The 24,527-nt window shown below is 62.6% G+C and carries 17 protein-coding genes; 8 read left to right on the top strand and 9 right to left on the bottom strand.

Annotated features, from left to right (window positions below):
* Window positions 1-372: 372 nt before the first annotated feature.
* A complete protein-coding gene (gene mltF / locus AC07OJ_RS25760) occupies window positions 373-1,833 on the bottom strand; it encodes a membrane-bound lytic murein transglycosylase MltF (protein WP_065908659.1) in 1,461 nt (486 codons plus the stop codon).
* Window positions 1,834-2,120: 287 nt separating this feature from the next.
* On the opposite strand from mltF, the gene purL reads away from it, so the two are divergent.
* Together purL and AC07OJ_RS25770 are read left to right on the top strand one after the other, a co-directional pair.
* On the top strand, window positions 2,121-6,017 hold the full coding sequence (gene purL / locus AC07OJ_RS25765) for a phosphoribosylformylglycinamidine synthase (RefSeq protein WP_106802697.1): 3,897 nt from the start codon (window positions 2,121-2,123) through the stop codon (window positions 6,015-6,017).
* 4 nt (window positions 6,018-6,021) lie between these two features.
* Window positions 6,022-6,333 carry a YqfO family protein gene (locus AC07OJ_RS25770; protein ID WP_003193986.1) on the top strand — a complete coding sequence of 104 codons (312 nt, stop codon included), beginning with the start codon at window positions 6,022-6,024 and terminating at the stop codon, window positions 6,331-6,333.
* Window positions 6,334-6,417: 84 nt separating this feature from the next.
* Here AC07OJ_RS25770 and AC07OJ_RS25775 read toward each other — a convergent pair whose 3' ends face one another.
* Complete coding sequence (locus AC07OJ_RS25775) at window positions 6,418-12,150, bottom strand: membrane-targeted effector domain-containing toxin (RefSeq protein WP_495095456.1); 5,733 nt, start codon at window positions 12,148-12,150, stop codon at window positions 6,418-6,420.
* Window positions 12,151-12,440: 290 nt separating this feature from the next.
* Between AC07OJ_RS25775 and AC07OJ_RS25780 the strand changes: the two genes are divergently transcribed.
* Both AC07OJ_RS25780 and AC07OJ_RS25785 read left to right on the top strand, forming a co-directional pair.
* Window positions 12,441-13,079 carry a DUF6036 family nucleotidyltransferase gene (locus AC07OJ_RS25780; protein WP_495095457.1) on the top strand — a complete coding sequence of 213 codons (639 nt, stop codon included), beginning with the start codon at window positions 12,441-12,443 and terminating at the stop codon, window positions 13,077-13,079.
* Window positions 13,063-13,515 carry a hypothetical protein gene (locus AC07OJ_RS25785; protein WP_065908670.1) on the top strand — a complete coding sequence of 151 codons (453 nt, stop codon included), beginning with the start codon at window positions 13,063-13,065 and terminating at the stop codon, window positions 13,513-13,515. Before AC07OJ_RS25780 ends, AC07OJ_RS25785 begins: the two co-directional genes overlap by 17 nt.
* A gap of 244 nt (window positions 13,516-13,759) precedes the next feature.
* Here AC07OJ_RS25785 and nagE read toward each other — a convergent pair whose 3' ends face one another.
* The 7 genes from nagE to AC07OJ_RS25820 all read right to left on the bottom strand — a co-directional run bounded on the left by nagE (window position 13,760) and on the right by AC07OJ_RS25820 (window position 22,263).
* The gene (gene nagE / locus AC07OJ_RS25790) at window positions 13,760-15,466 is read right to left on the bottom strand and encodes an N-acetylglucosamine-specific PTS transporter subunit IIBC (RefSeq protein WP_201145826.1); all 1,707 of its coding nucleotides are present in this window, start codon (window positions 15,464-15,466) and stop codon (window positions 13,760-13,762) included.
* Between the two features lie 26 nt (window positions 15,467-15,492).
* Window positions 15,493-18,003, bottom strand: a complete 2,511-nt coding sequence (gene ptsP / locus AC07OJ_RS25795) for a phosphoenolpyruvate--protein phosphotransferase (protein ID WP_495095458.1) — start codon at window positions 18,001-18,003, stop codon at window positions 15,493-15,495.
* A 29-nt stretch (window positions 18,004-18,032) separates the two neighbouring features.
* Window positions 18,033-19,055, bottom strand: coding sequence for an SIS domain-containing protein (locus AC07OJ_RS25800; RefSeq protein ID WP_495095459.1), 1,023 nt, complete (start codon window positions 19,053-19,055; stop codon window positions 18,033-18,035).
* The gene (nagA, locus tag AC07OJ_RS25805) at window positions 19,036-20,142 is read right to left on the bottom strand and encodes an N-acetylglucosamine-6-phosphate deacetylase (RefSeq protein WP_065908679.1); all 1,107 of its coding nucleotides are present in this window, start codon (window positions 20,140-20,142) and stop codon (window positions 19,036-19,038) included. The genes AC07OJ_RS25800 and nagA overlap by 20 nt, the downstream gene beginning before the upstream one ends.
* A gap of 10 nt (window positions 20,143-20,152) precedes the next feature.
* On the bottom strand, window positions 20,153-20,911 hold the full coding sequence (locus AC07OJ_RS25810) for a GntR family transcriptional regulator (protein ID WP_065908681.1): 759 nt from the start codon (window positions 20,909-20,911) through the stop codon (window positions 20,153-20,155).
* Window positions 20,912-21,173: 262 nt separating this feature from the next.
* The gene (locus AC07OJ_RS25815) at window positions 21,174-21,677 is read right to left on the bottom strand and encodes a L,D-transpeptidase family protein (protein WP_201145824.1); all 504 of its coding nucleotides are present in this window, start codon (window positions 21,675-21,677) and stop codon (window positions 21,174-21,176) included.
* A gap of 37 nt (window positions 21,678-21,714) precedes the next feature.
* Window positions 21,715-22,263 (bottom strand): NUDIX hydrolase, encoded by a 549-nt coding sequence (locus AC07OJ_RS25820; protein ID WP_065908685.1) that lies wholly within the window; start codon window positions 22,261-22,263, stop codon window positions 21,715-21,717.
* Between the two features lie 146 nt (window positions 22,264-22,409).
* Between AC07OJ_RS25820 and AC07OJ_RS25825 the strand changes: the two genes are divergently transcribed.
* From AC07OJ_RS25825 to AC07OJ_RS25840, 4 genes are all read left to right on the top strand, one after another.
* Window positions 22,410-23,012: a CoA pyrophosphatase gene (locus tag AC07OJ_RS25825; protein ID WP_016971944.1), complete on the top strand. Its 603-nt coding sequence runs from the start codon at window positions 22,410-22,412 to the stop codon at window positions 23,010-23,012.
* A 35-nt stretch (window positions 23,013-23,047) separates the two neighbouring features.
* Window positions 23,048-23,572 carry a gamma carbonic anhydrase family protein gene (locus AC07OJ_RS25830; RefSeq protein ID WP_065908687.1) on the top strand — a complete coding sequence of 175 codons (525 nt, stop codon included), beginning with the start codon at window positions 23,048-23,050 and terminating at the stop codon, window positions 23,570-23,572.
* A complete protein-coding gene (locus AC07OJ_RS25835; RefSeq protein ID WP_495095460.1) occupies window positions 23,569-23,784 on the top strand; it encodes a DUF1289 domain-containing protein in 216 nt (71 codons plus the stop codon). The genes AC07OJ_RS25830 and AC07OJ_RS25835 overlap by 4 nt, the downstream gene beginning before the upstream one ends.
* 252 nt (window positions 23,785-24,036) lie before the next feature.
* Complete coding sequence (locus AC07OJ_RS25840; protein WP_065908691.1) at window positions 24,037-24,504, top strand: preQ0 transporter; 468 nt, start codon at window positions 24,037-24,039, stop codon at window positions 24,502-24,504.
* Window positions 24,505-24,527 lie beyond the last annotated feature (23 nt).

Below are 24,527 nucleotides of genomic sequence, written 5' to 3' on the forward strand. Positions count from 1 at the left end.
TCGGGGCGCCGCACCGGCATTTGAGCGGTCTGATCAACCCGGTTCCAACCTTGGAATACATTGCAAAATGTGGGAGCGGGCTTGCCTGCGATAGCGGTGGGTCAGCCGCTACCTTCAGTGACTGGCACACCGCTTTCGCGGGCAAGCCAGCTCCCACAGTTTTGATCGTTGTTCGGGCTTGTGATTCGGGGCGCCGCACCGGCATTTGAGCGGTCTGATCAACCCGGTTCCAACCTTGGAATACATTGCAAAATGTGGGAGCTGGCTTGCCTGCGATAGCGGTGGGTCAGCCACTACCTTCAGCGACTGACACACCGCTTTCGCGAGCAAGCCCGCTCCCACATTGTTTTTTGTGGTGTTTGGGGGAGTGGCTTACAGCTGCGGGGTGTCTTCCGGCGGCTTGGTCTTGTCGACGCCCGGTACATGCAGGTTGCCTTCGACCACCTGGTTGCCTTCCAGCTGCGGCTGGGTAACCCAGGTGAGGATGTCGTAGTAGCGCCGGATGTTCGCCACGAAGTGCACCGGCTCGCCGCCCCGGGCGTAGCCGTAGCGGGTCTTGCTGTACCACTGCTTCTGCGCCAGGCGCGGCAGCATTTTCTTCACGTCCAGCCACTTGTTCGGGTTCAGGCCTTCTTTCTTCGCCAGCAGGCGCGCGTCGTCCAGGTGCCCGGTGCCGACGTTATAGGCGGCGAGGGCGAACCAGGTGCGATCCGGCTCGGCGATGCTGTCGTCCAGCTCATCCTTGATCTTGGCCAGGTACTTGGCGCCGCCCATGATGCTTTGCTTGGCGTCCAGGCGGTTGGACACGCCCATCGCCTGGGCGGTGTTCTGGGTCAGCATCATCAGGCCGCGCACGCCGGTCTTGGAGGTGACCGCCGGTTGCCACAGGGATTCCTGATAGCCAATGGCAGCCAACAGGCGCCAGTCGACCTTTTCTTCCTTGGCGTAGGTGCGAAAGTGCTTTTCGTACTTGGGCAGGCGCTGCTGCAAATGCTGGGCGAAGGTGTAGGCGCCGACATAGCCGAGTACATCGACGTGCCCGTAATAGCGGTCTTTCAAGCGCTGCAGGGTGCCGTTCTTCTCGACCTTGTCCAGGTAGCTGTTGATCTCGTTGAGCAGGCTGTTGTCGTCGCCGGCGGCCACGGCCCAGCTCTGGTTGCTGGCATTGCCGAGGTCGAATGCCACGCGCACATTGGGGAAGTACACCTGGTTCATCGCGACTTCGTTGGAGTCCACCAGGGTCAGGTCGATTTGCCCCTCGTCGACCATGCGCAGCAGGTCGACTACTTCAACGGCGTCGGATTCTTCGTATTCAATCGCAGGATTCTGCTTTTTCAGCTCCGCCAGTTGTTCGGCGTGGGTGCTGCCCTTGAGCACCATGATCTTCTTGCCCACCAGGTCCGCCGCGTTGGTCGGGCGTGACTGGCCGTTGCGGTAGATGATCTGCGGGGTGACTTCCAGGTAAGGGTGGGAGAAACGCACCTGCTGCTGGCGCTGCTCGCTGCTGACCAGGCCGGCGGCGGCGAGCACCGGACCGTTGGGCTTGCCCAACTGGCCGAACAGGTCATCGAGGTTGTCGGCGGTCTCGATCTCCAGTTTCACGCCCAGGTCATCGGCAAAGCGCTTGACCAGTTCGTATTCGAAACCGGTTTCACCGTTGCGGTCCTGGAAATAAGTCGCCGGGCTGTTCCGGGTGATCACCCGCAATACGCCATCCTCCTTGATTCGCTCGAGCGTGCTGGGTTTATCAACACAGGCGCTGAGCATCAGGAAGAGTCCGGTTGCGATGAGCCATTTGGCGCATCGCGGGCGCAAAGCAGTAGGGGAGAACATCTGCGCAGTATACGCAAACGGCCCACGGCGCCATATCTCGACAGCATGGGACTTGTCTGCTAGCGCCGGCAAAACTGTGCTGCAGCCCGCAGAAACGTGGCCTGGCAGCCGATTGTGACGGTTAAAATAACTGCTCCGAATACCCGGGAAAACGCCCCGATACCGTGCAAACCGTGCCAACTGACGTCCGGCAGCGGCCACTGGTGCCGTTTCGGGTGCCGTTGGCGATGGTTTACGCTAGAATGCACGGCCTCAAAGCACACCCCCTTCCCGAGGCTGTCCCGAAGATGTTGATCCTGCGCGGCGCTCCTGCCCTTTCTGCCTTTCGCCACAGCAAACTCCTTGAGCAACTGAGCCAGAAGGTTCCAGCTGTTACAGGCTTGTATGCTGAATTTGCTCACTTCGCCGACGTTACCGGCGTCTTGACCGCCGACGAACAGCAAGTGCTCGCACGCCTTCTGAAGTACGGCCCCAGCGTTCCCGTTCAAGAGCCGACCGGCCGCTTGTTCCTGGTTCTGCCACGGTTCGGCACCATCTCGCCCTGGTCGAGCAAGGCCAGCGACATCGCCCGCAACTGCGGCCTGGAGAAAATCCAGCGCCTGGAACGCGGTATTGCCTTCTATGTAGCCGGGCAGTTCAGCGATGCCGAGGCCGAGCTGATCGCCAGCAGCCTGCACGACCGCATGACCCAGATCATCGTCAGCCAGCTGGAACAGGCCGCCGGTCTGTTCAGCCACGCCGAGCCCAAGCCGCTGACCGCGATTGACGTGCTTGGCGGTGGCCGCGCCGCCCTCGAGAAGGCCAACACCGAACTCGGCCTGGCCCTGGCCGAAGACGAGATCGACTACCTGGTCAACGCCTTCAACGGCTTGAAGCGCAACCCGCACGACATCGAACTGATGATGTTCGCCCAGGCCAACTCCGAGCATTGCCGTCACAAGATCTTCAACGCCAGTTGGGATATCGACGGCGAGAGCCAGGAAAAAAGCCTGTTCGGCATGATCAAGAACACCTACGTGATGCACAGCGAAGGCGTTCTGTCGGCTTACAAGGACAACGCCTCGGTGATCGTCGGCTCCGTTGCCGGCCGTTTCTTCCCGGACCCTGAGACCCGCCAGTACGGCGCGGTGCAAGAGCCGGTGCACATCCTGATGAAGGTTGAAACCCACAACCACCCGACCGCGATTGCCCCGTTCCCGGGCGCAGCCACCGGTTCCGGCGGCGAGATCCGTGACGAAGGTGCAACCGGCCGTGGCGCCAAGCCCAAGGCTGGCCTGACCGGCTTCACCGTGTCCAACCTGCAGATCCCGGGCTTCGAACAGCCGTGGGAAGTGCCGTACGGCAAGCCTGAGCGCATCGTTACCGCGCTGGACATCATGATCGAAGGCCCGCTGGGCGGCGCCGCGTTCAACAACGAATTCGGGCGTCCGGCGCTGACCGGTTACTTCCGTACCTTCGAACAATCCATCACCACCCCGCGTGGCGATGAAGTGCGCGGCTACCACAAGCCGATCATGTTGGCCGGCGGCATGGGCAACATCCGTGAAGAACACGTCAAGAAAGGCGAGATCCTGGTCGGCTCCAAGCTGATCGTGCTCGGCGGCCCGGCGATGCTGATCGGCCTGGGCGGCGGCGCCGCTTCCTCCATGGCCACCGGCACCAGCTCGGCAGACCTGGATTTTGCTTCCGTGCAGCGCGAAAACCCTGAGATGGAACGTCGCTGCCAGGAAGTCATCGACCGTTGCTGGCAGTTGGGTGACAAGAACCCGATCAGCTTCATCCATGACGTCGGCGCCGGCGGTTTGTCCAACGCCTTCCCGGAACTGGTCAACGATGGCGACCGCGGCGGCCGTTTCGAACTGCGCAACATTCCAAACGACGAGCCGGGCATGGCCCCGCACGAAATCTGGAGCAACGAATCCCAGGAACGCTACGTGCTGGCCGTCGGCGCTGAAGACTTCGCACGCTTCCAGGCCATCTGCGAACGTGAGCGCTGCCCGTTTGCCGTGGTCGGCGAAGCCACTGCCGAGCCGCAACTGACCGTCACCGACAGCCACTTCGGCAACAGCCCGGTCGACATGCCGCTCGAAGTGCTGCTGGGCAAGGCCCCGCGCATGCACCGTTCGGCGGTACGTGAAGCCGAGCTGGGCGATGATTTCGACCCAAGCACCCTCGACCTGGCCGACAGCATCGAACGCGTGCTGCACCACCCGGCCGTGGCGAGCAAAAGCTTCCTGATCACCATCGGCGACCGCACCATCACCGGCCTGGTGGCCCGTGACCAAATGGTCGGCCCGTGGCAGGTTCCCGTGGCCGACGTTGCCGTCACCGCCACCAGTTTCGACGTCTATACCGGCGAAGCCATGGCCATGGGCGAGCGTACGCCGCTGGCCCTGCTGGACGCCCCGGCGTCGGGCCGCATGGCCATTGGTGAAACCCTCACCAACATCGCAGCCTCGCGCATCGGCAAGCTCTCCGACATCAAATTGTCGGCCAACTGGATGTCCGCTGCTGGTCACCCGGGTGAAGACGCGCGTCTTTACGACACCGTAAAAGCGGTCGGCATGGAGCTGTGCCCTGAGCTGGGCATCACCATCCCGGTGGGCAAGGACTCGATGTCCATGGCCACCCGTTGGAACGATGAAGGCGTGGACAAGAGCGTCACCTCGCCGCTGTCGCTGATCGTCACCGGTTTCGCCCCGGTCACCGACATTCGCCAGACCCTGACCCCGCAACTGCGCATGGACAAGGGCACCACCGACCTGATCCTGATCGACCTCGGCCGTGGCCAGAACCGCATGGGCGCCTCGATCCTCGCACAAACCCACGGCAAGCTCGGCAAGCAGGCGCCGGACGTCGACGATGCCGAAGACCTCAAGGCCTTCTTCGCCGTGATCCAGGGCCTCAACGCCGATGGCCACCTGCTGGCTTACCACGACCGTTCCGACGGCGGCCTGCTGACCAGCGTTGTCGAGATGGCGTTTGCCGGTCACTGCGGCCTGAACATCGTGCTCGACAGCGTTGCCGAGGATGCTGCCGAAATCAACGGCATCCTGTTCAACGAAGAGTTGGGTGCGGTGATCCAGGTGCGCCAGGACGCAACCCCGGACGTACTCGCACAGTTCAGCGCCGCTGGCCTGGACGACTGCGTGGCGGTGATCGGCCAGCCGATCAACAACGGCGAGATCAACATCTCGTTCAATGGCGACACCGTGTTTGCCGGCCAGCGCCGCTTGCTGCAACGCCAGTGGTCCGAGACCAGCTACCAGATCCAACGCCTGCGCGATAACGCCGACTGCGCCGAGCAGGAATTCGACGTGATCCTGGAAGAAGACAACCCGGGCCTGAGCACCAAGCTCAGCTTCGACGTCAACCAGGACATCGCCGCGCCGTACATCAAGAAAGGTATTCGCCCACAAGTTGCCGTACTGCGTGAGCAGGGCGTCAACGGCCAGGTGGAAATGGCGGCCGCGTTCGACCGTGCCGGCTTCAATGCGATCGACGTGCACATGAGCGATATCCTCGCCGGTCGCGTTGACCTCAACGAGTTCAAAGGCCTGGTGGCCTGCGGCGGTTTCTCCTACGGCGACGTGCTGGGTGCCGGCGAAGGCTGGGCCAAGTCGGCCCTGTTCAACAGCCGTGCCCGCGACGCCTTCCAGGGCTTCTTCGAACGCAACGACAGCTTCACCCTGGGTGTGTGCAACGGTTGCCAGATGATGTCCAACCTCCACGAGCTGATCCCGGGCAGCGAGTTCTGGCCGCACTTCGTGCGTAACCGTTCCGAGCAGTTCGAAGCCCGTGTTGCGATGGTGCAGGTGCAGGAATCCAACTCGATCTTCCTGCAAGGCATGGCCGGTTCGCGTATGCCAATCGCCATCGCCCACGGTGAAGGTCATGCCGAGTTCGAAAGCGAAGAAGCCTTGCTCGAAGCCGACCTGTCCGGTTGCGTGGCCATGCGTTTCGTCGACAACCACGGCAAGGTCACCGAGACCTACCCGGCCAACCCGAACGGCTCGCCGCGCGGGATCACCGGTCTCACCAGCCGTGACGGTCGCGTGACCATCATGATGCCGCACCCTGAGCGTGTGTTCCGTGCCGTGCAGAACTCGTGGCGCCCGGAAGAGTGGAACGAAGACGGCGCCTGGATGCGCATGTTCCGCAACGCGCGCGTGTGGGTGAACTAAGGCGGTGTACAAGCTTGCCTTCTTTGTGCCCGACAGCCATGTAGAGACGGTGAAAACCGCCGTCTTCGCAGCCGGCGGCGGGCGCATCGGCGACTACGACAGCTGCGCCTGGCAAGTGCTGGGCCAGGGCCAATTTCGCGCGTTGGACGGCAGCCAGCCGTTTATCGGGCAAGTCGGCCAGGTGGAAGTGGTTGAGGAATGGAAGGTTGAGCTGGTGGTGGCGGATGAGCTGATTGTGGCTGTTGTGGCCGCGCTGAAACTCAGCCACCCCTATGAAACACCGGCTTATGAAGTGTGGCAGTTGGCGGATTTCTGACCCGCAAGCTGTCATCAAGAAACCCGCTGGGCCAGGTTGGCCAGCGGGTTTTTTGTGGGCTGTCATCCAGCCGCAGCTGACACTTTACGGTGCGGGGACTAACCTCACTTCAACATGCAACGCGTCGATCAATATCTTTTCGTGGCTGAAGCGCTGGCCTTGCATCTGCGCCCAGCGGTCGACATAAAACAGCCCATCCTTATCGATCTTGATCGGTGTCGAGACGATCTCCCCGCTGCGGGAGTGATGCACCAGGTTGCTCTGTGACGGCGACGGGCGTTCGATCAGGTACAAGCCGGGTCGGTTCAAGCGCGACCTGTCCGCAGGCACAAAGGGGGCTGGAGCCTGGGTTCCGGTAACGCCGGCGTCGAGTATGAAATCGCCGCGCAAGGCCCTCGGGCTAATGCCCTCGTGCAGGGTCTCCCAGCCACCCGGACGTATGTTCTTGGCCAATGCCGGGGCCGTATCCCTGACATGCAGGCTGACCGCGCCTTGCAGTTCAGCCAGGCCCGGAACGCCCAGGTTCATGTTGGTGTGAGTGCTGCCAACGAAGGCGACCCATTTGTGAGGCCCGTGCGCCGCCTGGTCGGCCGCGATGACCTTGGAGGCGAAGTAGCTGAACATCTGGTTGCGGGCCAGGTCTTTCTCCGCCAGCCCCTTGATGTTGTAACTGGCGATGCAGTCCAGGGCGCGGATGCGCAGGCCGTGCCTGGCCGCCGCCTGGACAACCTCGGTATAGGTGTCGCTGCCTTTGTAATTGGGCATGTAACCCCGATCCAGTTGTTTGAGGTAGCGCTTGAGGTCGTCCGGAAGCCGTTGCGTGGTCAAGAACAGATCCAGCTGGGCCTGATGCATATCGGTCAGCAGGTGCTCCACGTAAAGCGTCTTGAATCCCAGCGTCTTGAGTTTCCCCATCGACTCGCGCAGCCACCGCTTGCTGGATCGTGCAGTTTGACCCTCACCGATTACGAGCCCTGCGAAGTCGCTCTGGCGCAGGTTGTCCAGGAACGCCTCCGCAGGCTTGGGCGAAGCCAGGATGGCGGGATCTGGCCGGGTTGGCGGTACGTGGGTGTCCAGGTAGTTTTTTGCATCTGTACTCAAGCGATGCCTGGCGTCCTTGAAGGCCTGGAACGCTTCGTGATGGGCCGGATTCTGCGGAACATAGATGGGATTGAGCCCATGCGGCACCTCGGCCTGGCGGGTGATGCTGCCATGTAGTGCGGGGGCAATGTCGTAGTCGCTGTAATGCGTCATCGCATCCGCCACCGCGCTGGACGCCGCTGCAGCCTTGGGCGCTGTGTACGGGGTCTGCAGGGTCAGGCGGTAATCGCCCTTGGCCAGCGAGTCACCGGCAATGGCGCCCGGCGCGTCGAGCCACACGCCGACAGGCTGATCCGCGGCCACATCCACCACGCGCAGTGCGACGGCGTCCTGCAGGTCTGCCAGGCCTGGGGTGCCCTCGAACGTGCGCACGCGGGAATGATCCACCAAGGCTATCCAGCGCTCATCCAGCTCGTTGAGCGCATCGGCCTCAATGGCCTTGTGGGAGTAGAAATTCCTCACACTGTTGCTGCGTGGCAGAGTCGGTGGGGTGTCGCCCATCAGCAGGGCATCGTCCAGCAGGTAAGACGTGGAGGCGTCCAGGGCGTTGACCTTCATGCCCTTTTCCTGAGCCTTGCGCACCAGGCTGACGTAGGAATACTCGGCGTTTTCGGCAAAGCCCAAGGCTTTATCCACAGCCTTTAAATGCTTTTCGATGTGTAGCCAGGATTTGCCGCTGTTGAGCTTCTGCAGTTTCGAGCGGAAGACATCGGTGGGCAGGTACTCGATGTAGAGGTGTTTGAAGCCTTTGCTGATCAAGGTGTCCATCTGGGTGATCAGCAGTTGTTTGCTGGCGATGGAGCCGGGTATCGCGCCGATCACCAGGTTCTTGTTGGCGCTGAAGGCGTCGCTGGCGAGCAGTTGCGAGAACGGCATGCTGGCGTCGATCGCCGGTGGATCAGCGCGAACGGGCAGCGGGACGAGGTTCTTGAAAAAATCCTCGGCGTCCGTGGCCAGGCGTTCGGCCTGTTGCAGGTACGTGGTGCGCAGGGGTTTGAGTTCCACCGCAGCACTGCCCAGAACCACGTTCGGCGAGTCGAAATTCCATTCAGACCAACGCATCATCCCTTCGCGCACCTGCGGGTTGAGGACCGGCTCCAGTTTGCTCGCGTACTTTGCCGGCATCTCATAGGGTGTGAGCTGCTGCGGTGTGTCGGGTAGCCTTTCATATTTGGGCGCGCCACCGGCGACCCCGGTACGGCGCCACACGCCTTGCGCGTCAGGGGCTGCCACGCGGGTGGTGGAAACCAGCTTGCCGGTGGCCGGGTCGAGCCGGTAGAGCAAATAGCGCCCGATCGGGTCCGGGGTGTTTTTCGCCCACAGGGCTTCACCGTCAAACAGCACGGGTTGCATGTTCTGCGGCGCCGGCGGCTTGGGTTGCAGCGGCTCGACCAGGTTCAACCGCTCGCTCGACAACGCGCTGCTTTTGGCGACTTGGCGTAAGCCCGGACGTGCAAGCTGCTTGAGCGAGACCAGCGCCGGGCGCAGGTCGGTGAATGCTGCGCCGGCGCTGTTGAGCACGTAACCGATCAAGTGCTCCACGGCCGCTTCGTTGTCACCCTGCTGATAAGCGTGCAGGGCCAGCATGCCGTCCTTGAATGCCAACAGCATGCCCAGGCTCAGGCTGAGAGTCGGGAACGGCGCAGTGGCGATGGCGGTGACCCACTCCACGCAGGTCCACAGAATGCCGGTGACCATTCGGGTGCGGTTGTTCGTGGTACCTTCAATGTCGTCGATCTTGCGCTGCAGCGGCATGTCATACAGGGCCCGGCGCAGATCCTGCAGCGGTGTTTGCTCGCGGGTCGAATCATAGCGTGGCGGGCTGATGTCGGTGCGGTTCAGTCCCTCGGGCAGCTGTGCCTTGGCGGCATCCAGGAAGGCACGCACCCTGACCTGGGATTGGGTACCCACCCGCTGGGTGAAGTAACCGAGCATGGCGGGGATTTTTTTCAGCAGGTAGTTGAACTGCCGAGCCTCGCGAAAGCTGATGCCATCCGGTGCATTGGGGGTGTAGAGCACTGTCGGGAAACCGGCATGGCTGAAGAGGAAATTTCCCATTACCCATTCGCCATCCAGCAGCAGGCGATGGATCGCATAAGTGGTGCGCGTGGCGGGGGCGGTCTCGCCCATGCTGGCGATACTGCGCTCCAGCCATGCCCAATCACTTCCGGCGATCTCCCCCTGCAGGCGGCATTCAAGGCCGGCGTTCTGCATCTGGCGCTGAGTGATGGCCAGGGTCGCATTGCGTCGCAGGTCATAGTCCGCACTGCCGACGTTCAGCAGTTGGGCCTTGACCTTGTTGATGTAGCGTTGGCCGACCCAGGTGCCCGTCACCGAGCGCGCCACCGTGAGCGCGCCCGTGGGCCCCGTGATCGGGCTCAGGTCAACATCCTTCGGGCCTCTGAACCGCGCTGAGCGGGAGAATTTCTCGTCGAGAAAACCTACGCCATCGGCGTAACCGTCGCGGTACAGCTGCGTGTAGGTCATGGGCGCAGGGGTCGATGAGCCTATCAATGCCGGGGGCGAGAAGGCCCACACGGTGTCGGGGTCCACATCGTTGCCCTTACGTCCCAACAGCAGGTTCAGGCGCTGTCTGGCCTGTTCATGCAGATAATCATTGAAGCTTGGGAACTTCGCGTCAGACAGCGGAAACTCGTTATAGGTGAGCAGCGCGCCTTCGCCGTCTTCCACCAGCTTCAATAGCTTCTGGCGGGTGTCGATGCTGGTGGAGCGGAACCAGTTCGGGGTGCTGAATTCATAGTCATCGACCCGTGTGGCCAGCACATGCGCCGCCATGGCCTTGAGGCACGCGGCGTGGCTGCCGATGTGGCCGAAGCTGATTTCTATGGATTCATGCGCACCTGGCTCGATGCTCATGCTGGTCAATACGTGTGTCATTGCTGCGCGAAAACGCAGCGCAACCCGCTTGATCAGGTAGTCGGTGAGCGTGCCTGGCGGATGCCGCGTGCCGTTGTCCAGGCTCCAGCCAAGAATATGGCTTCGGCACTCGCCCTCACTGTTGAACACCAGGAACTGCTGGTCTCGAGGCGCTTGCGGCGTGCACAGCAGCAGGCGGATTACAGCGCCGCTGGCGTCGGTTTTGCGCAACACCCACAGGTCCTGCAACTGCGCTTCGTGCAGCGACAGCGTGGCGGCGCTGAGGTGGGGGGCGTTGCCCTGGCGCAGGTCGGTGATCAGCCCGTAGTCCTCGTCACTGAGATGCCCCTGCAACACGGCGGTGTACGCCAGTGCGTTGATGCGTTGGTCGAGCATCCGTTCGATCGCCTGGCTGACGGCCGGTTTGGCATGCATCTGTTGTTGCAGGTCGGCGAACTCGATACGCGGTTGCAACGTGCCCAGCGTCTCTACCAGCCAGGCAGGTGTCAGGTCCCGGTAGGCCTTGGACAGGGGGGCATCCTGGTAGGTCAGGGTGGTTTTGGTGAGGAAGTCCGAGCCCGCCAGCGCGTCGCCGGTTTGCAGCCCGCGCAGGGCCAGGTCGATCAGGCTGCGCTCGTGTTCATATTCGCCGATGGGATCGACGTAGCGCCGGGTGCTGATCATCAGGTCCTGTGGCGCCAGGTCGTGGATGTCCAGTTCATCGCTCAAGCGTTCGAGCCATTGGTAGCGCGCCAGGTCTTCAGGTGCGGTGACCGGGCCCAGCAGGTCGAGCAGCTGCTCGCGGGCCTCGTTGTAACTTGCCAGATGGGTGGCGAGCGTGGCGCGGCGGGTGTCGCTGGCGCTGCGATACCAATCCGGCGCGCTCTGGCGCAGGTAGCGCTCCAGTAGCTGTCGGGCGCGCCAGCCCAGGCGTGCGTTGAAGTCCGGTAACGCTGCGGTGATGGCACGGTCCAGTGCATCGGTCAGTTGGGCGGCGTCGTGCGTCGGGTTGTCCTCCAGGCTCAAGGCGCGCTCGATGTCCTGGGTGCGCTTGTCGATCAGCGCGTCGTAGGTATGTTCAAACAGCGGTTTGTCACTGATCGGCGTCAGCGCCAGCGGCCAGATCGCTCCCGGCGTGATATCGCCATAGCGCGCGGGCAGCAGGTGCATGAAGGTGCGCCGTTGCTCGGCATCGTCCATCGCCTGCAGCCATTGGCTGTTCAACTGCGCCAGTGAGCCGAAGCACTCAATGCCGCGCGCAGGGGTGTACAGCATCACTTCGCCCACCGGCGGCGCAGATGTCAGGTCGGCGACCTGCGGGCTGGATTTTTCCGTCAGCACAAAGGCGCCCGCCAGTTCGACGGTGCGTTGCTGGTAGCTGAAGCTCAACGCATACAAGCCTGGGCGCAACGTGATACCCAGCGGCACACGCTCAAGCATGGCCCGTTGCTGCGGATGCAGCAGGCGGTCCTCGGCACTCAGCGCGGTTTCGTTGGCCAGCGCCGTGTACCCGGCGTCAAACGTCATGAAGGATTTAAGGGGCTTGCCATCGATTTGCTCATAGCGATCGAGGTGCAGCAGGTGAGCGTTCAGTGTGGTCTTGAGCGCCGTCACTTGGGTGGGCAGATTGCTTGACGTCAGTCCTTGATAGAGGGGCCGGCTCTTGGCCAGGAATTGCTGGCGGTAATTCGTCAGGATCCGATTGACGCGCTCCAGATAAGCCAGGGCTGCGGACGGCGTGTGTTCGGGGACTAACGGCGACTCGACCTGGAGCAGGTGATGCCCGATCTGGTTGAGGTGGCCCTTGATGCCTTCAAAGGTCTTGGGTGTGGTGCTCACAGGCACGCTCTCCATGCTGGGGGTAAGAACCCTCAGCATGCGCAGGCGAGCAGTTGACCAGGCGGTAGATAACTAGCGCAGGCAGGTGCCGACACATCCTGGTGACTTGCCCGGCGTTCATGGATAGCGCGGCGGGTTGAACACAGCGAGTCTCGGAGATTTCCCACAAACCTTTCGGGTTGTCCCTCGGAACTCTGCTGAATAGCCTTTGTTGGTCACTGACCATTCAGTGATCGGGATTTGAGTTCAAGGCCCGTTCAGCAGTGTTGCACTGGCTTGAGATTCAAGAAATGGAAACTCCTTATGTTGTCGCTCCGCGCCTCAATACGAGTAGCTCACTCGGACAAGCACTGATTTCAATGTTCAAATCCATTGAAGTGGAATTGATCCTTGAGGGAGCAAAGCCAGGAGCAGTCAAGGTCATCGTGTTCGGTGGCTGTGCTGTCCACCTATATACCCACCACCGTGTATCCACGGACGTTGATGCGGAGATTTATTGCACGAATATTCACCACAAGTTGCGCCTGCAGACGTTACTGGCAGAGTTTCCAGAGCAATTTTTCGACGAGCAGTCTGGCCGTGTCATGGAGCTCAATTACGACCTTCAATACAACACTGGCTTTGGTCCTCTTCACGAGGATTATTGGGAGCGAAGTATTCCCCTGGCAGAGTTTACTGCTGAGTCTGTACTGCATCTGCATATTGCTGCACCTATCGACATTGCGATCTCCAAGCTGGGTCGAGCTACTGATCAGGATGTAGGCGACATCATGGCCCTGCTCAGGGCTGGGTTCATTGTGACCACTGAGTTCCGTCGGCTGGCATTGCAGGCAATTGATATGTATGTTGGCAACAAGGAACCACCTGCCTCTGTACTGACCAATATCTTGCACGATTACCTGGAAACTGAAGTTGATGAAGCCTATTAACGGTCCTGTCCTCTCCGATGCCTTGGATATGCTGGTCAAAAGTCCGCTGAATCAGGCTGATGACAGTGCCCTTGTCTGCGCGGCAAAAGCGGTTTGGTATTCAGACACTAGTCTTGTGGGAGAGGTAAAGGCGTTTCTGGAAGTACACTCCAGTGAGGTGGAGCTTCGTCGCGCAGGTTATTTGCTGGAGCGTTTCACGCGCTTTTCGTGTGCGACAGACAGTCGGGTAGTCGAAGTGCTGAAGGTGCTTGAGCTTTTTCAGGCTGCTGCGTCCAAACAAGAGGTAAAACGGCAGGGTACTGTTGCGCTTGGCAGTCGCCGCGATGAGTTGGCGGTGTCGTGGGGTTTGAGTGAAGGGCTGGGATTGAAGGCTCAAGCGTTAATGCCTTTTCAGACCCGCCATTACGAAGCCGAGCAACGTTCGGTATCTGCTTAGGCATGAATCGCTATCAAAGAACCCGACTTAAGTCGGGTTTTTGCCGTCTGTGATATCTCCAGTTTTCGGAGATTTTCCACGAACCTTTCGGGTTGTCCGTCGGAGCCCGCCTCACCAATCTTCTGCAGTCGCTGCACATTCAGCGACCGCGACTGCAAGCCCGCTCCGACCGCATTGCCTGGTCGGGCACCTATCAACTGTGGGACCGGCTTGCCCGCGAATGGCCCGCACTGCCACCGCTGCGCTATACCTTGGCGCCGACCTCGCGGGCATTGACCAACCGTTCAAGCGCCTCGCTCAAGCCCGACGCCTTGTCGCCAATCAGCAGGTGCCACACACCGCTGTCCAGCTGGCTCACCCCCTGGCACCCGAGCGCCGTCAGTTGAGCTTCGGACAACCCCGAATCATCGCCCAGTTCCACCCGCAGCCGGGTCATCGCCACCGCTTCCAGCTGGCGCACATTCGCGCGACCGCCGAGTGCGCTCAGCCATTGCTCGGCTTCCTGCACATTCACGGCGACAGACTTATCCACAGGTGCCCCTGCCACCGGTGCGCTGGCCACAAACGATGGCATGGCCAGCCGAATTTCATCGGCAATGCTGTCAGCCAGTGGCCCGACCACCACTTGCAGGCTGCCCCCATTGCCAGGCCGCACGACGGCCATCGCCCCCAGGGCTTTCAACTCGGCATCCACGGCTTTGTTGCGGTCGACCATGTCCAACCGCAGGCGCGTGGTGCAGGCGCCCACGCTGAGCAGGTTCGCCGCGCCGCCCAAGGCCTGGATATAAGCCGTGGCGCGCTGGTTGTCAGTCATCGCTTCAGCCTGCGCCACCTGGATATCCTCGCGGCCCGGCGTTTTCAGGTTGAAGCGGCGGATGCAGTAACTGAAGACGCTGTAGTAGATCGCGGCATATGCCAGGCCAACCGGGACCACCAGCCAGCCATTGGTGGATTTGCCCCAGCCCAGCACCATGTCGATAAACCCACCGGAGAACGTGAAGCCCAGGTGGATATTCAACATATTGGTCAGCGCCATCGACAGGCCGGTGAGCAATGCGTGAATCAGGTACAGGAACGGCGCCAGGAACATGAAGGCGAATTCAATCGGCTCGGTCACGCCGGTGAGGAACGAGGTCAGCGCCATCGACAGGAAAATCCCGCCCATCACTTTGCGCCGCTCCGGCAGGGCGTTGCGGTACATCGCCAGGCACGCGGCAGGTAGGCCGAACAGCATCACCGGGAACATGCCGGTCATGAACTGGCCGCCTTTGGGGTCGCCGGCAAAGTAGCGGGTCAGGTCGCCGGTGACCACCGCGCCGGTCACCGGGTCGGTAAAGCTGCCGAACACAAACCACGCCATGTTGTTGAGGATATGGTGCAGGCCGGTGACGATCAGCAGGCGGTTGAACACGCCAAACACAAACGCGCCGAAGCTGCCGCTTTCCATCAGCAGCACGCCGAAGCTGTTGATGCCGTGCTGGATCGGCGGCCAGATCAGGCCAAAGATCACTCCCAGGGCCACCGCCGAAAACCCGGTGACAATCGGCACGAACCGTCGCCCGCCGAAGAACGCCAGGTACTCCGGCAGCTTGATGTCCTTGAAGCGGTTATACAGCGCACCGGCCATTAGCCCGCTGGCGATACCGGCGAGCATGCCCATGTTGATGGTCGAGTCCATCACCTTGAGCGTGGAGACCATCACCAGGTAGCCAATGGCTCCGGCCAGCCCGGCGGTGCCGTTGTTGTCGCGGGCAAAGCCCACGGCGATGCCGATGGCGAAGATCAGCGCCAGGTTGGCGAAGATTGCCTGCCCGGCATCGTGCATGACGGCGATGTTCAACAGGTCGGTGTCACCCAGGCGCAGCAGCAGGCCGGCAATCGGCAAGATGGCGATGGGCAGCATCAGCGCGCGGCCCAGGCGTTGCAGCCCTTCGATGAATAATTGGTACATGGCGGGTCTCCTTTTTCTTGTTGTTGTCAGCTCAGCGGCCAGTGGTGTTGACAGGCTTGGCGAACCGCCCTGGCACTGCTCAGGTCGAGCAGCCCTTGGCTCAGTTGCCGGCATTGCGCCGCGTCCAGTTGACGGACACGGTCCTTGATTTCTCCGATTTGCGGCGCGCTCACCGACAGCTCGCTGACCCCCAGGCCGACCAGGACCGGCGTCGCCAGCGGGTCGGATGCCAGGGCGCCACACACCCCAACCCAACGCCCATGCTTGGCGGCGCCAACGCACGTCTGGTGGATCAACCGCAGCAAGGCCGGGTGCAAGGCATCGACCCGCGCGGCGAGGCCGGCGTGGTCGCGGTCCATGGCCAGGGTGTACTGGGACAGGTCATTGGTGCCGATGGACAGAAAGTCCGCATGCTTGGCCAACTGCTCGGCCATCAGCGCGGCGGCGGGCACTTCGATCATGACCCCCAGCTCCGGGCGTTGGGTCAGTTCCAGCTCAGCGCACAGCTCATCCAGGCGCTGGCGGATCTGCAGCAGTTCGTCGACCTCGCTGACCATCGGCAGCAGGATGCGGCAGCGCTCCAGCGGGCTGACTTGCAGCAACGCGCGCAGCTGCTGGTCGAGCAATTCCGGGCGTAGCTGGGCCATGCGAATCCCGCGCAGGCCCAGCACCGGGTTGGCCTCGACAGGCAGCGGCAGGTAGTCGAGCTGCTTGTCACCGCCGACGTCGATGGTGCGGATGATCACCGACTTGTCGCCCATCGCATCCAGCACGGCTTGATAGGCCTGGCGCTGCTCCTGTTCATCCGGCGCAGTGCGGCGGTCGACGAAGAGGAATTCGGTGCGCAGCAGGCCGACGCCGTCGGCGCCGTTCGCAAAGGCCAGTTGGGCCTCGGCGCTGGAGGCGACATTGGCCGCTACCTCGATGCTCACGCCGTCGAGGGTGTGCGCCGGTTGCCCGGCCTGGGCCTGTTGCTGCTGGCGACGGCGTTGCTGCACGTCGCGAATCTGGTGCACTTCGGCGTGGCGCGCTTCGCTGGGCGCCAGTTCCAGGCGACCGTTGCCGGCGTCGAGCACCACGCGCTGGCCTTGCGGCACATCGAGCACTTCTGCGCCCAACGCGACCACACACGGCAGGCCTTTGCCCCGCGCAAGGATCGCCACGTGGGAGGTGGCGCCACCTTCGGCCATGCAGATGCCGGCCGCGTTTTGTGCGCTCAGTTGCAGCAAGTCCGACGGCGTCAGTTCGTGCGCGCTGACAATCGCCCCGGCGGGTAATTCGACGTGCCAGGCTTCGCCGAGCAGCGCGCGCAGGACCCGCTGCTGCAGGTCGCGCAGGTCATTGGCGCGCTCGGCGAACAGCGGTTTGCCCAAGGCCAGCAACACTGCGCATTGCGCCTGGATTGCATCACGCCAGGCATGGGTGGCGGCGCTGCCCTGTTCGATGGCTGCGGTGGCGGCTTCCAGCAGGGTCGGGTCTTCCAGCAGGGCGAGGTGGGCGGCGAAGATCTCTTCTTCCTCGACGGCCTGGCGTTGCCGGGCGTGGTCCAGGGTCTTGCGGATTTCGCCGCGCACCTGCTCCAGGGCCGCGTCCAGGCGTTGCAGTTGTTCGTCGGCGCGATGCTGGCCGAGGTCTGCCGGCAGCTCGATACCCGCCAGGCGGAACAGTGGGCCACAGACCAGCCCGGGTGCCGCGCATACGCCTTGCAATACACCGGCTTCGGTATTCGCCCGCCGTGGCGCCGCGACGAGCGGCGCCGGGGGGGCCTCCTTGACCGCGACTGACAGCGCCGCGACCAGCGCCTGCAACGCGGCCTCGGCGTCTTTGCCGCGGCACGTCACGCGCACCTCGTCGCCTTCGCCGACCCCCAGGCCCAGCACGCCGATCAGGCTGTTGCAGGCGGCCGACTTGGCGCCGAAATGCAACTGCGCCTGGCTGCTGAAGCCCTCGGCGGTTTTGCGGATCAGCGCCGCCGGCCGTGCGTGCAGGCCGCCGCGATGGGTGATGCGCACGCTCGCGCTGGCTTCAGTCAATGAGTTATCCACAGCGGTTTGGCCCGGCGCGGTTGAGCGCGGTATCACGTGCAGCAACGGTTCACCGACTTTGACGCTTTGCGCGGCCACCGGACGCAATTCGAAGCGCTCGCCATTGGTCAGGATAATCAAGCTGACCAGGCTCTTGCACTGGCGCGCAATGCGGTCCAGGTCGAACTGCACCAGCGCCTGGTCACTGCTGACCCGTGCCCCTTGCTTGACCAGCAAGGCAAAACCTTCGCCGTTGAGTTCCACGGTGTCGATGCCCACGTGCATCAGCAACTCGGCACCGTTTTGCGCGCGGATCGTCAGCGCGTGCCCGGTGCGGGCGACATGAATGATCTCGCCATCGCAGGGTGCGTGCAGGCAATCGTTGAGCGGATCGATGGCGATACCGTCGCCCATGGCGCCGCTGGCGAACACTTCGTCGGGAACGTTGCCCAGGGTCAGCAGCGGGCCACTGAGTGGGGCGCTAAGGGTCAATTCATTATTGTTGTAGGACATGGGCACGGTACTCATCAGGAAAACGCGACTCAGTGAGTGCGGGTAACTTTGCTCAGGTGACGCGGCTGGTCCGGGTCCATGCCCCGCGCTTCAGCCAGGCCGGCGGCCATCACGTAAAAGCTCTGGATCGCCAGGATCGGGTCCAGGCTCGGGTGTTCGGCGCGGCTCAAGGTCAGGTCACGCTCGGCGATATCGTCCGGTGCGGCCAATAGCACGCGGGCGCCGCGCTGGCGCATGTCGGCGGCCAGGCTCAACAGGCCGGCCTGCTCGGCGCCGCGTGGGGCGAATACCAGCAAGGGGTAGTCTTCATCGATCAAGGCCATCGGCCCGTGGCGCACTTCGGCGCTGCTGAAGGCTTCGGCCTGGATCGCCGAGGTTTCCTTGAGCTTGAGCGCGGCCTCCTGCGCGATGGCAAACCCGGCGCCACGGCCGATCACCATCAATTGCTGGCAGTCGCGCAGGGCGTCGATGGCGGGGCGCCAATCCTGCCCGGCGGCTTCGCTCAGGCCTTCGGGCAGGGCGCGGCAGGCCTGGAGCAAATCGGCTTCCTGGTTCCAGTGGCCAATCAACTGCGCGCTGGCGCTGAGGGTGGCGATAAAGCTTTTGGTCGCGGCGACACTCAGTTCCGGCCCGGCGCACAGCGGCACGTGGAATTCACAAGCAGCCTCCAGCGGCGAGTCTGCGGCGTTCACCAGCGAAATGCTCAAGGCTCCCCGCTTGCGCAGCAGGCGCAGGCTGTTGACCAGGTCCGGACTTTGCCCCGATTGCGAGAAGCCGAACGCCACCTGGCCGCTGACTTTCAAGGGCGCCTGCAACAGGGTCACCACCGACATCGGCAACGATGCCACCGGGATGCCCACGTGCTGCATGGCCAGGTAGGCGAAGTAACTGGCGGCGTGGTCCGAACTGCCGCGCGCGATGGTCATCGCCACTTGCGGCGGCTGGCGACGCAGGCGGCCGGCGATTTCTTCCAGCAGCGGGTCCAGGCGTTGCAGTTGCGCCGCAACGGCATCGCGGGAGGCCAGGGCCTCTTCAAGCATTTTTGAAGACAATGGTTTCTCCTTCGACCATGACGTCGGTGAGGTGCAGGGAGCGGTCCAGGCGTACGCAGTCGGCGAAGCTGCCGGGTTGCAGGCGGCCGCGTTCTTCCAGGCCCAGGTAGTCCGCAGGAAATTGCGACAGGCGTTGTGAGGCTTCGCTGATAGGCAGGCCGATCTTCACCAGGTTGCGCAGCGCCTGGTCCATGGTCAGGGTGCTCCCGGCCAGGGTGCCGTCGGCCAGGCGTACGCCGCCCAGGCACTTGGTCACGGTGTGGCTGCCCAGCTTGTATTCGCCATCGGGCATGCCGGCGGCGGCGGTGGAATCGGTGACGCAGTACAGGCATGGGATCGAACGCAGGGCGACGCGCATGGCACCGGGGTGCACGTGCAGCAAGTCCGGGATCAGTTCGGCATATTGCGCGTGTGCCAGCGCGGCGCCGACGATGCCCGGCTCGCGGTGATGCAGCGGGCTCATGGCGTTATACAGATGCGTGAAACTGGTGGCGCCGGCGGCGAGGGCGGCGACGCCTTCTTCGTAGCTGCCCAGCGTGTGGCCGATCTGCATGCGCACCCCGCGTTGGCTGAGGGCACGGATCAGGCCGTCATGCCCGGCGATTTCCGGGGCGATGGTGATCACCCGGATCGGCGCCAGGCGCAGGTAGGCTTCCACTTCTTCCATCAATGCGGTGTGGGCGAAGTTGGGTTGTGCGCCGAGTTTTCCGGGATTGATGTAGGGCCCTTCCAGGTGCACACCGAGGACACGGGCGCTGCCTGTAGGACGCTGCTCGCAGAAGGTGCCGAGCTGGCCGAGCACGCTGGAGATTTCATCCACCGGTGCGGTCATGGTGGTGGCCAGCAGCGAGGTGGTGCCAAAGCGCACGTGGGTGCGGGTGATGGTCTCGAAGGCGTCGGCACCTTCCATGATGTCCTTGCCGCCACCGCCGTGCACATGCAGGTCGATAAAGCCCGGCAGCAGGTAGGGCAGTTCGTTGTCGGCAGGATCGCAAGGCACGCCTTCAATGGCGGTGACCTTGCCGTGCTCGTGCACCAGGCGGCCGCGCATCCAGCCGTGGGGCGTGAGGATATTGTCTTCGGACATGGGCAGTTCTCTAAGGCCGCAGCTCGGCGGCAAAGTCATAGCGGCGCAGCTCTGCGACAAAGTCGTAGTAGTCATTGCGGCAGTAGGTGTCGGTGATTTCGATCGGCGTGTTGTCGGCGGTGTAGCCGACCCGGGTCATCAGCAGCATGGCGGTGCCGGGGGCGATGCCCACCAGCTTGGCGAACTCGTCCGAGGCGTTGATCGCCTGGATGTGTTGCAAGGCGCGGACGACGGGTTTGCCGATGCCTTCGAGGTATTCGTACAACGAGTTGCCGATGGCCTGCGGCTGCGGCAGCACGGAGGCGGGCATTGCCGTCATTTCGATTGCCATGACCGTATCATCGGCCTTGCGCAGGCGTTTGAGCCGCGCGACCTTGTCGGTCGGCGACAGGCCCAGGCGGATCAGTTCTTCGTGGGTCGGCGGGGTGATGTCGCGCTCCAGCCACTGTGAGGTGGGCACAAACCCCTTGAGGCGCAACATCTCGCTGAAGCCCGACAGGCGCGACAGCGGCTGTTCCAGGCGTGGCGTGATAAACGTGCCGGAGCCCTGGCTGCGGCGAATCAGGCCTTGGGTAAACAGCACTTCCAGCGCCTTGCGGGCGGTGACCCGCGAAATGCTCAACTGCTCGCTGAGGGCACGCTCCGAGGGCAACGCCTGCTCGGATTTCCACTGGCCGGCGTGAATCGCCGCTTCCAGGTTGCGCGCCAGTTGCAGGTACAGCGGCGTGGATTGTTTGTCGTCGGGACGCAGCGTAAGGATGGGGTTCATCGTTAAGGTTTCCGATGCGGTTATTGGAGTGTTGTCGCCCGGTATTGGCCGGAAGCTAATACCACTTAAATACCATGTCAATGCTGCCAAAACGGTGCAAGCGCCGGTTTCAGGGCGCCTTAAGGGTGCGTGGTATCAAGTGGTATTAGAGAGGTCTTTAGGGCGCGCAGAAGTGCACAGCCCGCGCGGTGAACTGGTATTCACCGGCAGGGGCTGCGCAGGGCAGGAATTATTTTCGAATTATTTTACCGGCGGTCGAGGATTACGGCCGAATCTCGATCATGGTGCCGTCCTTGACCAGGTTCCAGACTTCGCGCATGTCGACGTTGCGCATGCCGATGCAGCCGTCTGTCCAGTCCAGGGTGTGGAACCACTGCTCGGGGTAGTCTTCGCTGTCGGGCGTGCCGTGGATCATGATCATGCTGCCGGGTTTCACGCCCTCGCGGCGGGCGCGGGCCGAGTCGCTGATATTGGGGTAGGAAATGTGCATGGCCAGGTTGAAGCGGTCGCTGGTCTTGCGCCAGTCGATCCAGTAGAAGCCTTCGGGCGTGCGGCGGTCGCCTTCGAACAACTTGGTGCCCTTGGGGTTTTTGCCGAGCGAGATGCGGTAGGTCTTGAGGGGCTTGCCGTCGTTGATCAGTTGCAACTGATGGGCGGATTTGAGCACCAGGACTTTTTCGACAGGTTTGCCGCCCAGGGTTTCCAGGGTGGAGGCGCAGCACAGCGTAGCGAACGACAGGCAGATCAGAGCAAGCAACCAACGCATTGAAACGGTATCCCTTGGGCGACGATCTGCCGGATGGTTATTGGGCGGGCTTTGACAGCGGTGGCACAGACTCGCTGCGCACCGGGAACGCCTGTTGGCGGCGGTCAGCGAAAAAGCATTCTAAGGTACGCCCGACCGTGCGGAAAGCCAGCTCGGACCAAGGGATGTCGGCTTCGTCGAACAACTGCACTTCAAGGCTTTCGGGGCCGGCGGCGAAGTCCAGGTCAACCAGTTCGGCGCGGTAGAAGATATGCACCTGGCTGATGTGCGGCACGTCGATCAGCGTGTAGATGCTCAGGTTGCGCACACGGGCGCAGGCTTCTTCGAGGGTTTCGCGCATGGCCGCCTGTTCCACGGTCTCGCCGTTTTCCATGAAGCCGGCCGGCAGGGTCCAGTACCCCAGGCGCGGTTCGATGGCGCGGCGGCACAGCAGCACCTTATCGCCCCACACCGGTACGGTGCCGGCGACGATATTGGGGTTCTGGTAGTGAATGGTCGAGCAGTGATCACACACAAAACGTAGGCGTGCGTCGCCTTCGGGAATGCGTTGGGTAACCGGTTTACCGCACTGGCTGCAGAAGTTCATGCTGGGGTTCCTGGAAAGTGCGTCTATCTTGGCGTGGCCGGCAGGGCCCTGCAAGTTGTCGTTTAGCGACACCGCGCGGGTTTTGGGGTTGGGCACCCGCACGCTTTGGTGCATGATGCAAGGTAGCCAACAGACCGAGATGACTCATGCTGGACGAGCTACTTCGCCGGGTAAGCAATCACACACCCCATACGCTGGAGACTGACGGGCGTTTCCCCGAGGCTGCCGTGCTGGTGCCGATTACCCGCAGTGACGAACCTGAGCTGATCCTGACCCTGCGCGCCAGCGGCCTGTCGACCCACGGTGGCGAAGTGGCCTTTCCCGGCGGGCGTCGCGACCCCGAAGACCCGGACCTGATCTTCACCGCCCTGCGTGAAGCCGAAGAAGAAATCGGCCTGCCGCCCGGTCTGGTCGAGGTGATCGGCCCGCTGAGCCCGCTGATTTCCCTGCATGGCATTCGGGTCACGCCCTATGTCGGGGTTATCCCCGATTACGTTGAATACCTGGCCAACGATGCCGAGATTGCTGCCGTTTTCAGCGTGCCGTTGGACTTTTTCCGACAGGACCCGCGCGAACATACCCACAGAATCGATTACCAGGGCCGCAGTTGGTATGTGCCCAGCTATCGGTTCGGCGAATACAAGATCTGGGGGCTGACGGCGATCATGATCGTGGAGCTGATCAATCTGCTCTATGACGACGCCAAGATCAGCCTGCACCAGCCACCCAAGAGCTTCATCAATATCTAAGCCATCGCTTGAATGGCCAGCCGTGAGGACACACCATGAAATACCGCCTGGGCGATGCCCGCGTCGAGACGCACCCACACAGCTGGGTGGCTCCGAATGCCACGCTGGTGGGCAAGGTCAAGCTGGAGGAGGGCGCCAACGTCTGGTTCAACGCGGTATTGCGTGGCGACAACGAACTGATCCTGATCGGCAAGAACAGCAACGTGCAGGACGGCAGCGTGATGCACACCGACATGGGCTACCCGTTGACCCTGGGCACCGGCGTGACCATTGGCCATAACGCCATGCTGCACGGCTGCACCGTCGACGACTACAGCCTGATCGGCATCAATGCGGTGATCCTCAACGGCGCCAAGATCGGCAAGCACTGCATCATCGGCGCCAATTCGCTGATCGGCGAAGGCAAGGAAATTCCCGATGGCTCGCTGGTGATGGGCTCGCCGGGCAAGGTGGTGCGTGAACTCACCGACGCCCAGAAGCGCATGCTCGAAGCCAGCGCCGCGCACTATGTGCATAACGCGCAGCGTTACGCGCGAGACCTGGCCGAGCAGGACGCATGAACCCGACAGAACGCCCCGTCGCCTCGCCGTGCGTGAGCATTTGCGCGCTGGATGACGACGACATCTGCACCGGCTGCCAGCGCACCGTGGATGAAATCACGCGCTGGAGCCGCATGGACAACGCCGAGCGCCGGGTGGTGCTGGGGTTGTGCCATGAGCGGGCGAAGGCGAGTGGGTTGGTGTGGATGCTCCCGGGGCAGTCCGGCGGCTGAAGTGTTTGCGGTGGCCTCTGCGCTGTGGGCTGTTGTGACGAGCGAGCTTCTTGTGGTGAGCGAGCTTCTTGTGGCGAGCGGGCTTGCCCCGCGTTGGGCTGCGCAGCAGCCCCAATAGGCGCGCCGCGTTGCATCAGACGAACCGCGGTGCAGGTTTCAGGGCTGCTGCGCACCCCAACGCGGGGCAAGCCCGCTCGCCACAAAGGGTGTGGTGCATTACCCTGTGCGCATTATTTACAGGTCCCGCGCCCCATGTTCTTCCTGATCGCCTACATCAGCAGCGTCGTGCTGATCAACTTCGCCTTCTCCACCGCCCCACACCTGGACGTCATCTGGTCGGCCTGGGGTGGCCTGGTGTTTGTCCTGCGTGACATGGTGCAAACCCGCTTCGGCCATGGTGCGATCATCGCCATGCTGGCGGCGCTGGTACTGTCGTATATCACTTCCGATCCCTCCATCGCCCTGGCCAGCGCCACGGCGTTCGCGGTGTCGGAGTGCATCGACTGGCTGGTATTCAGCATCACCAAGCGCCCGCTGCATGACCGCCTGTGGATAAGTTCGGCGCTGAGCATTCCCCTCGATACGTTTATCTTCTTCGGCCTGATCGGCGCGCTCACACCCGCCGTGGCAGGCACCGCGCTGGTGTCGAAGTTCGCCGGAGTCACGGCGGTGTGGTTGATCATGGCCTGGCGTGTGCGCAAGCGGGCCGTCGCCAACTGAGGCCAATTTTTACAGTTCATGTA

This window comes from Pseudomonas sp. GW821-FHT09C08, assembly GCF_059418125.1.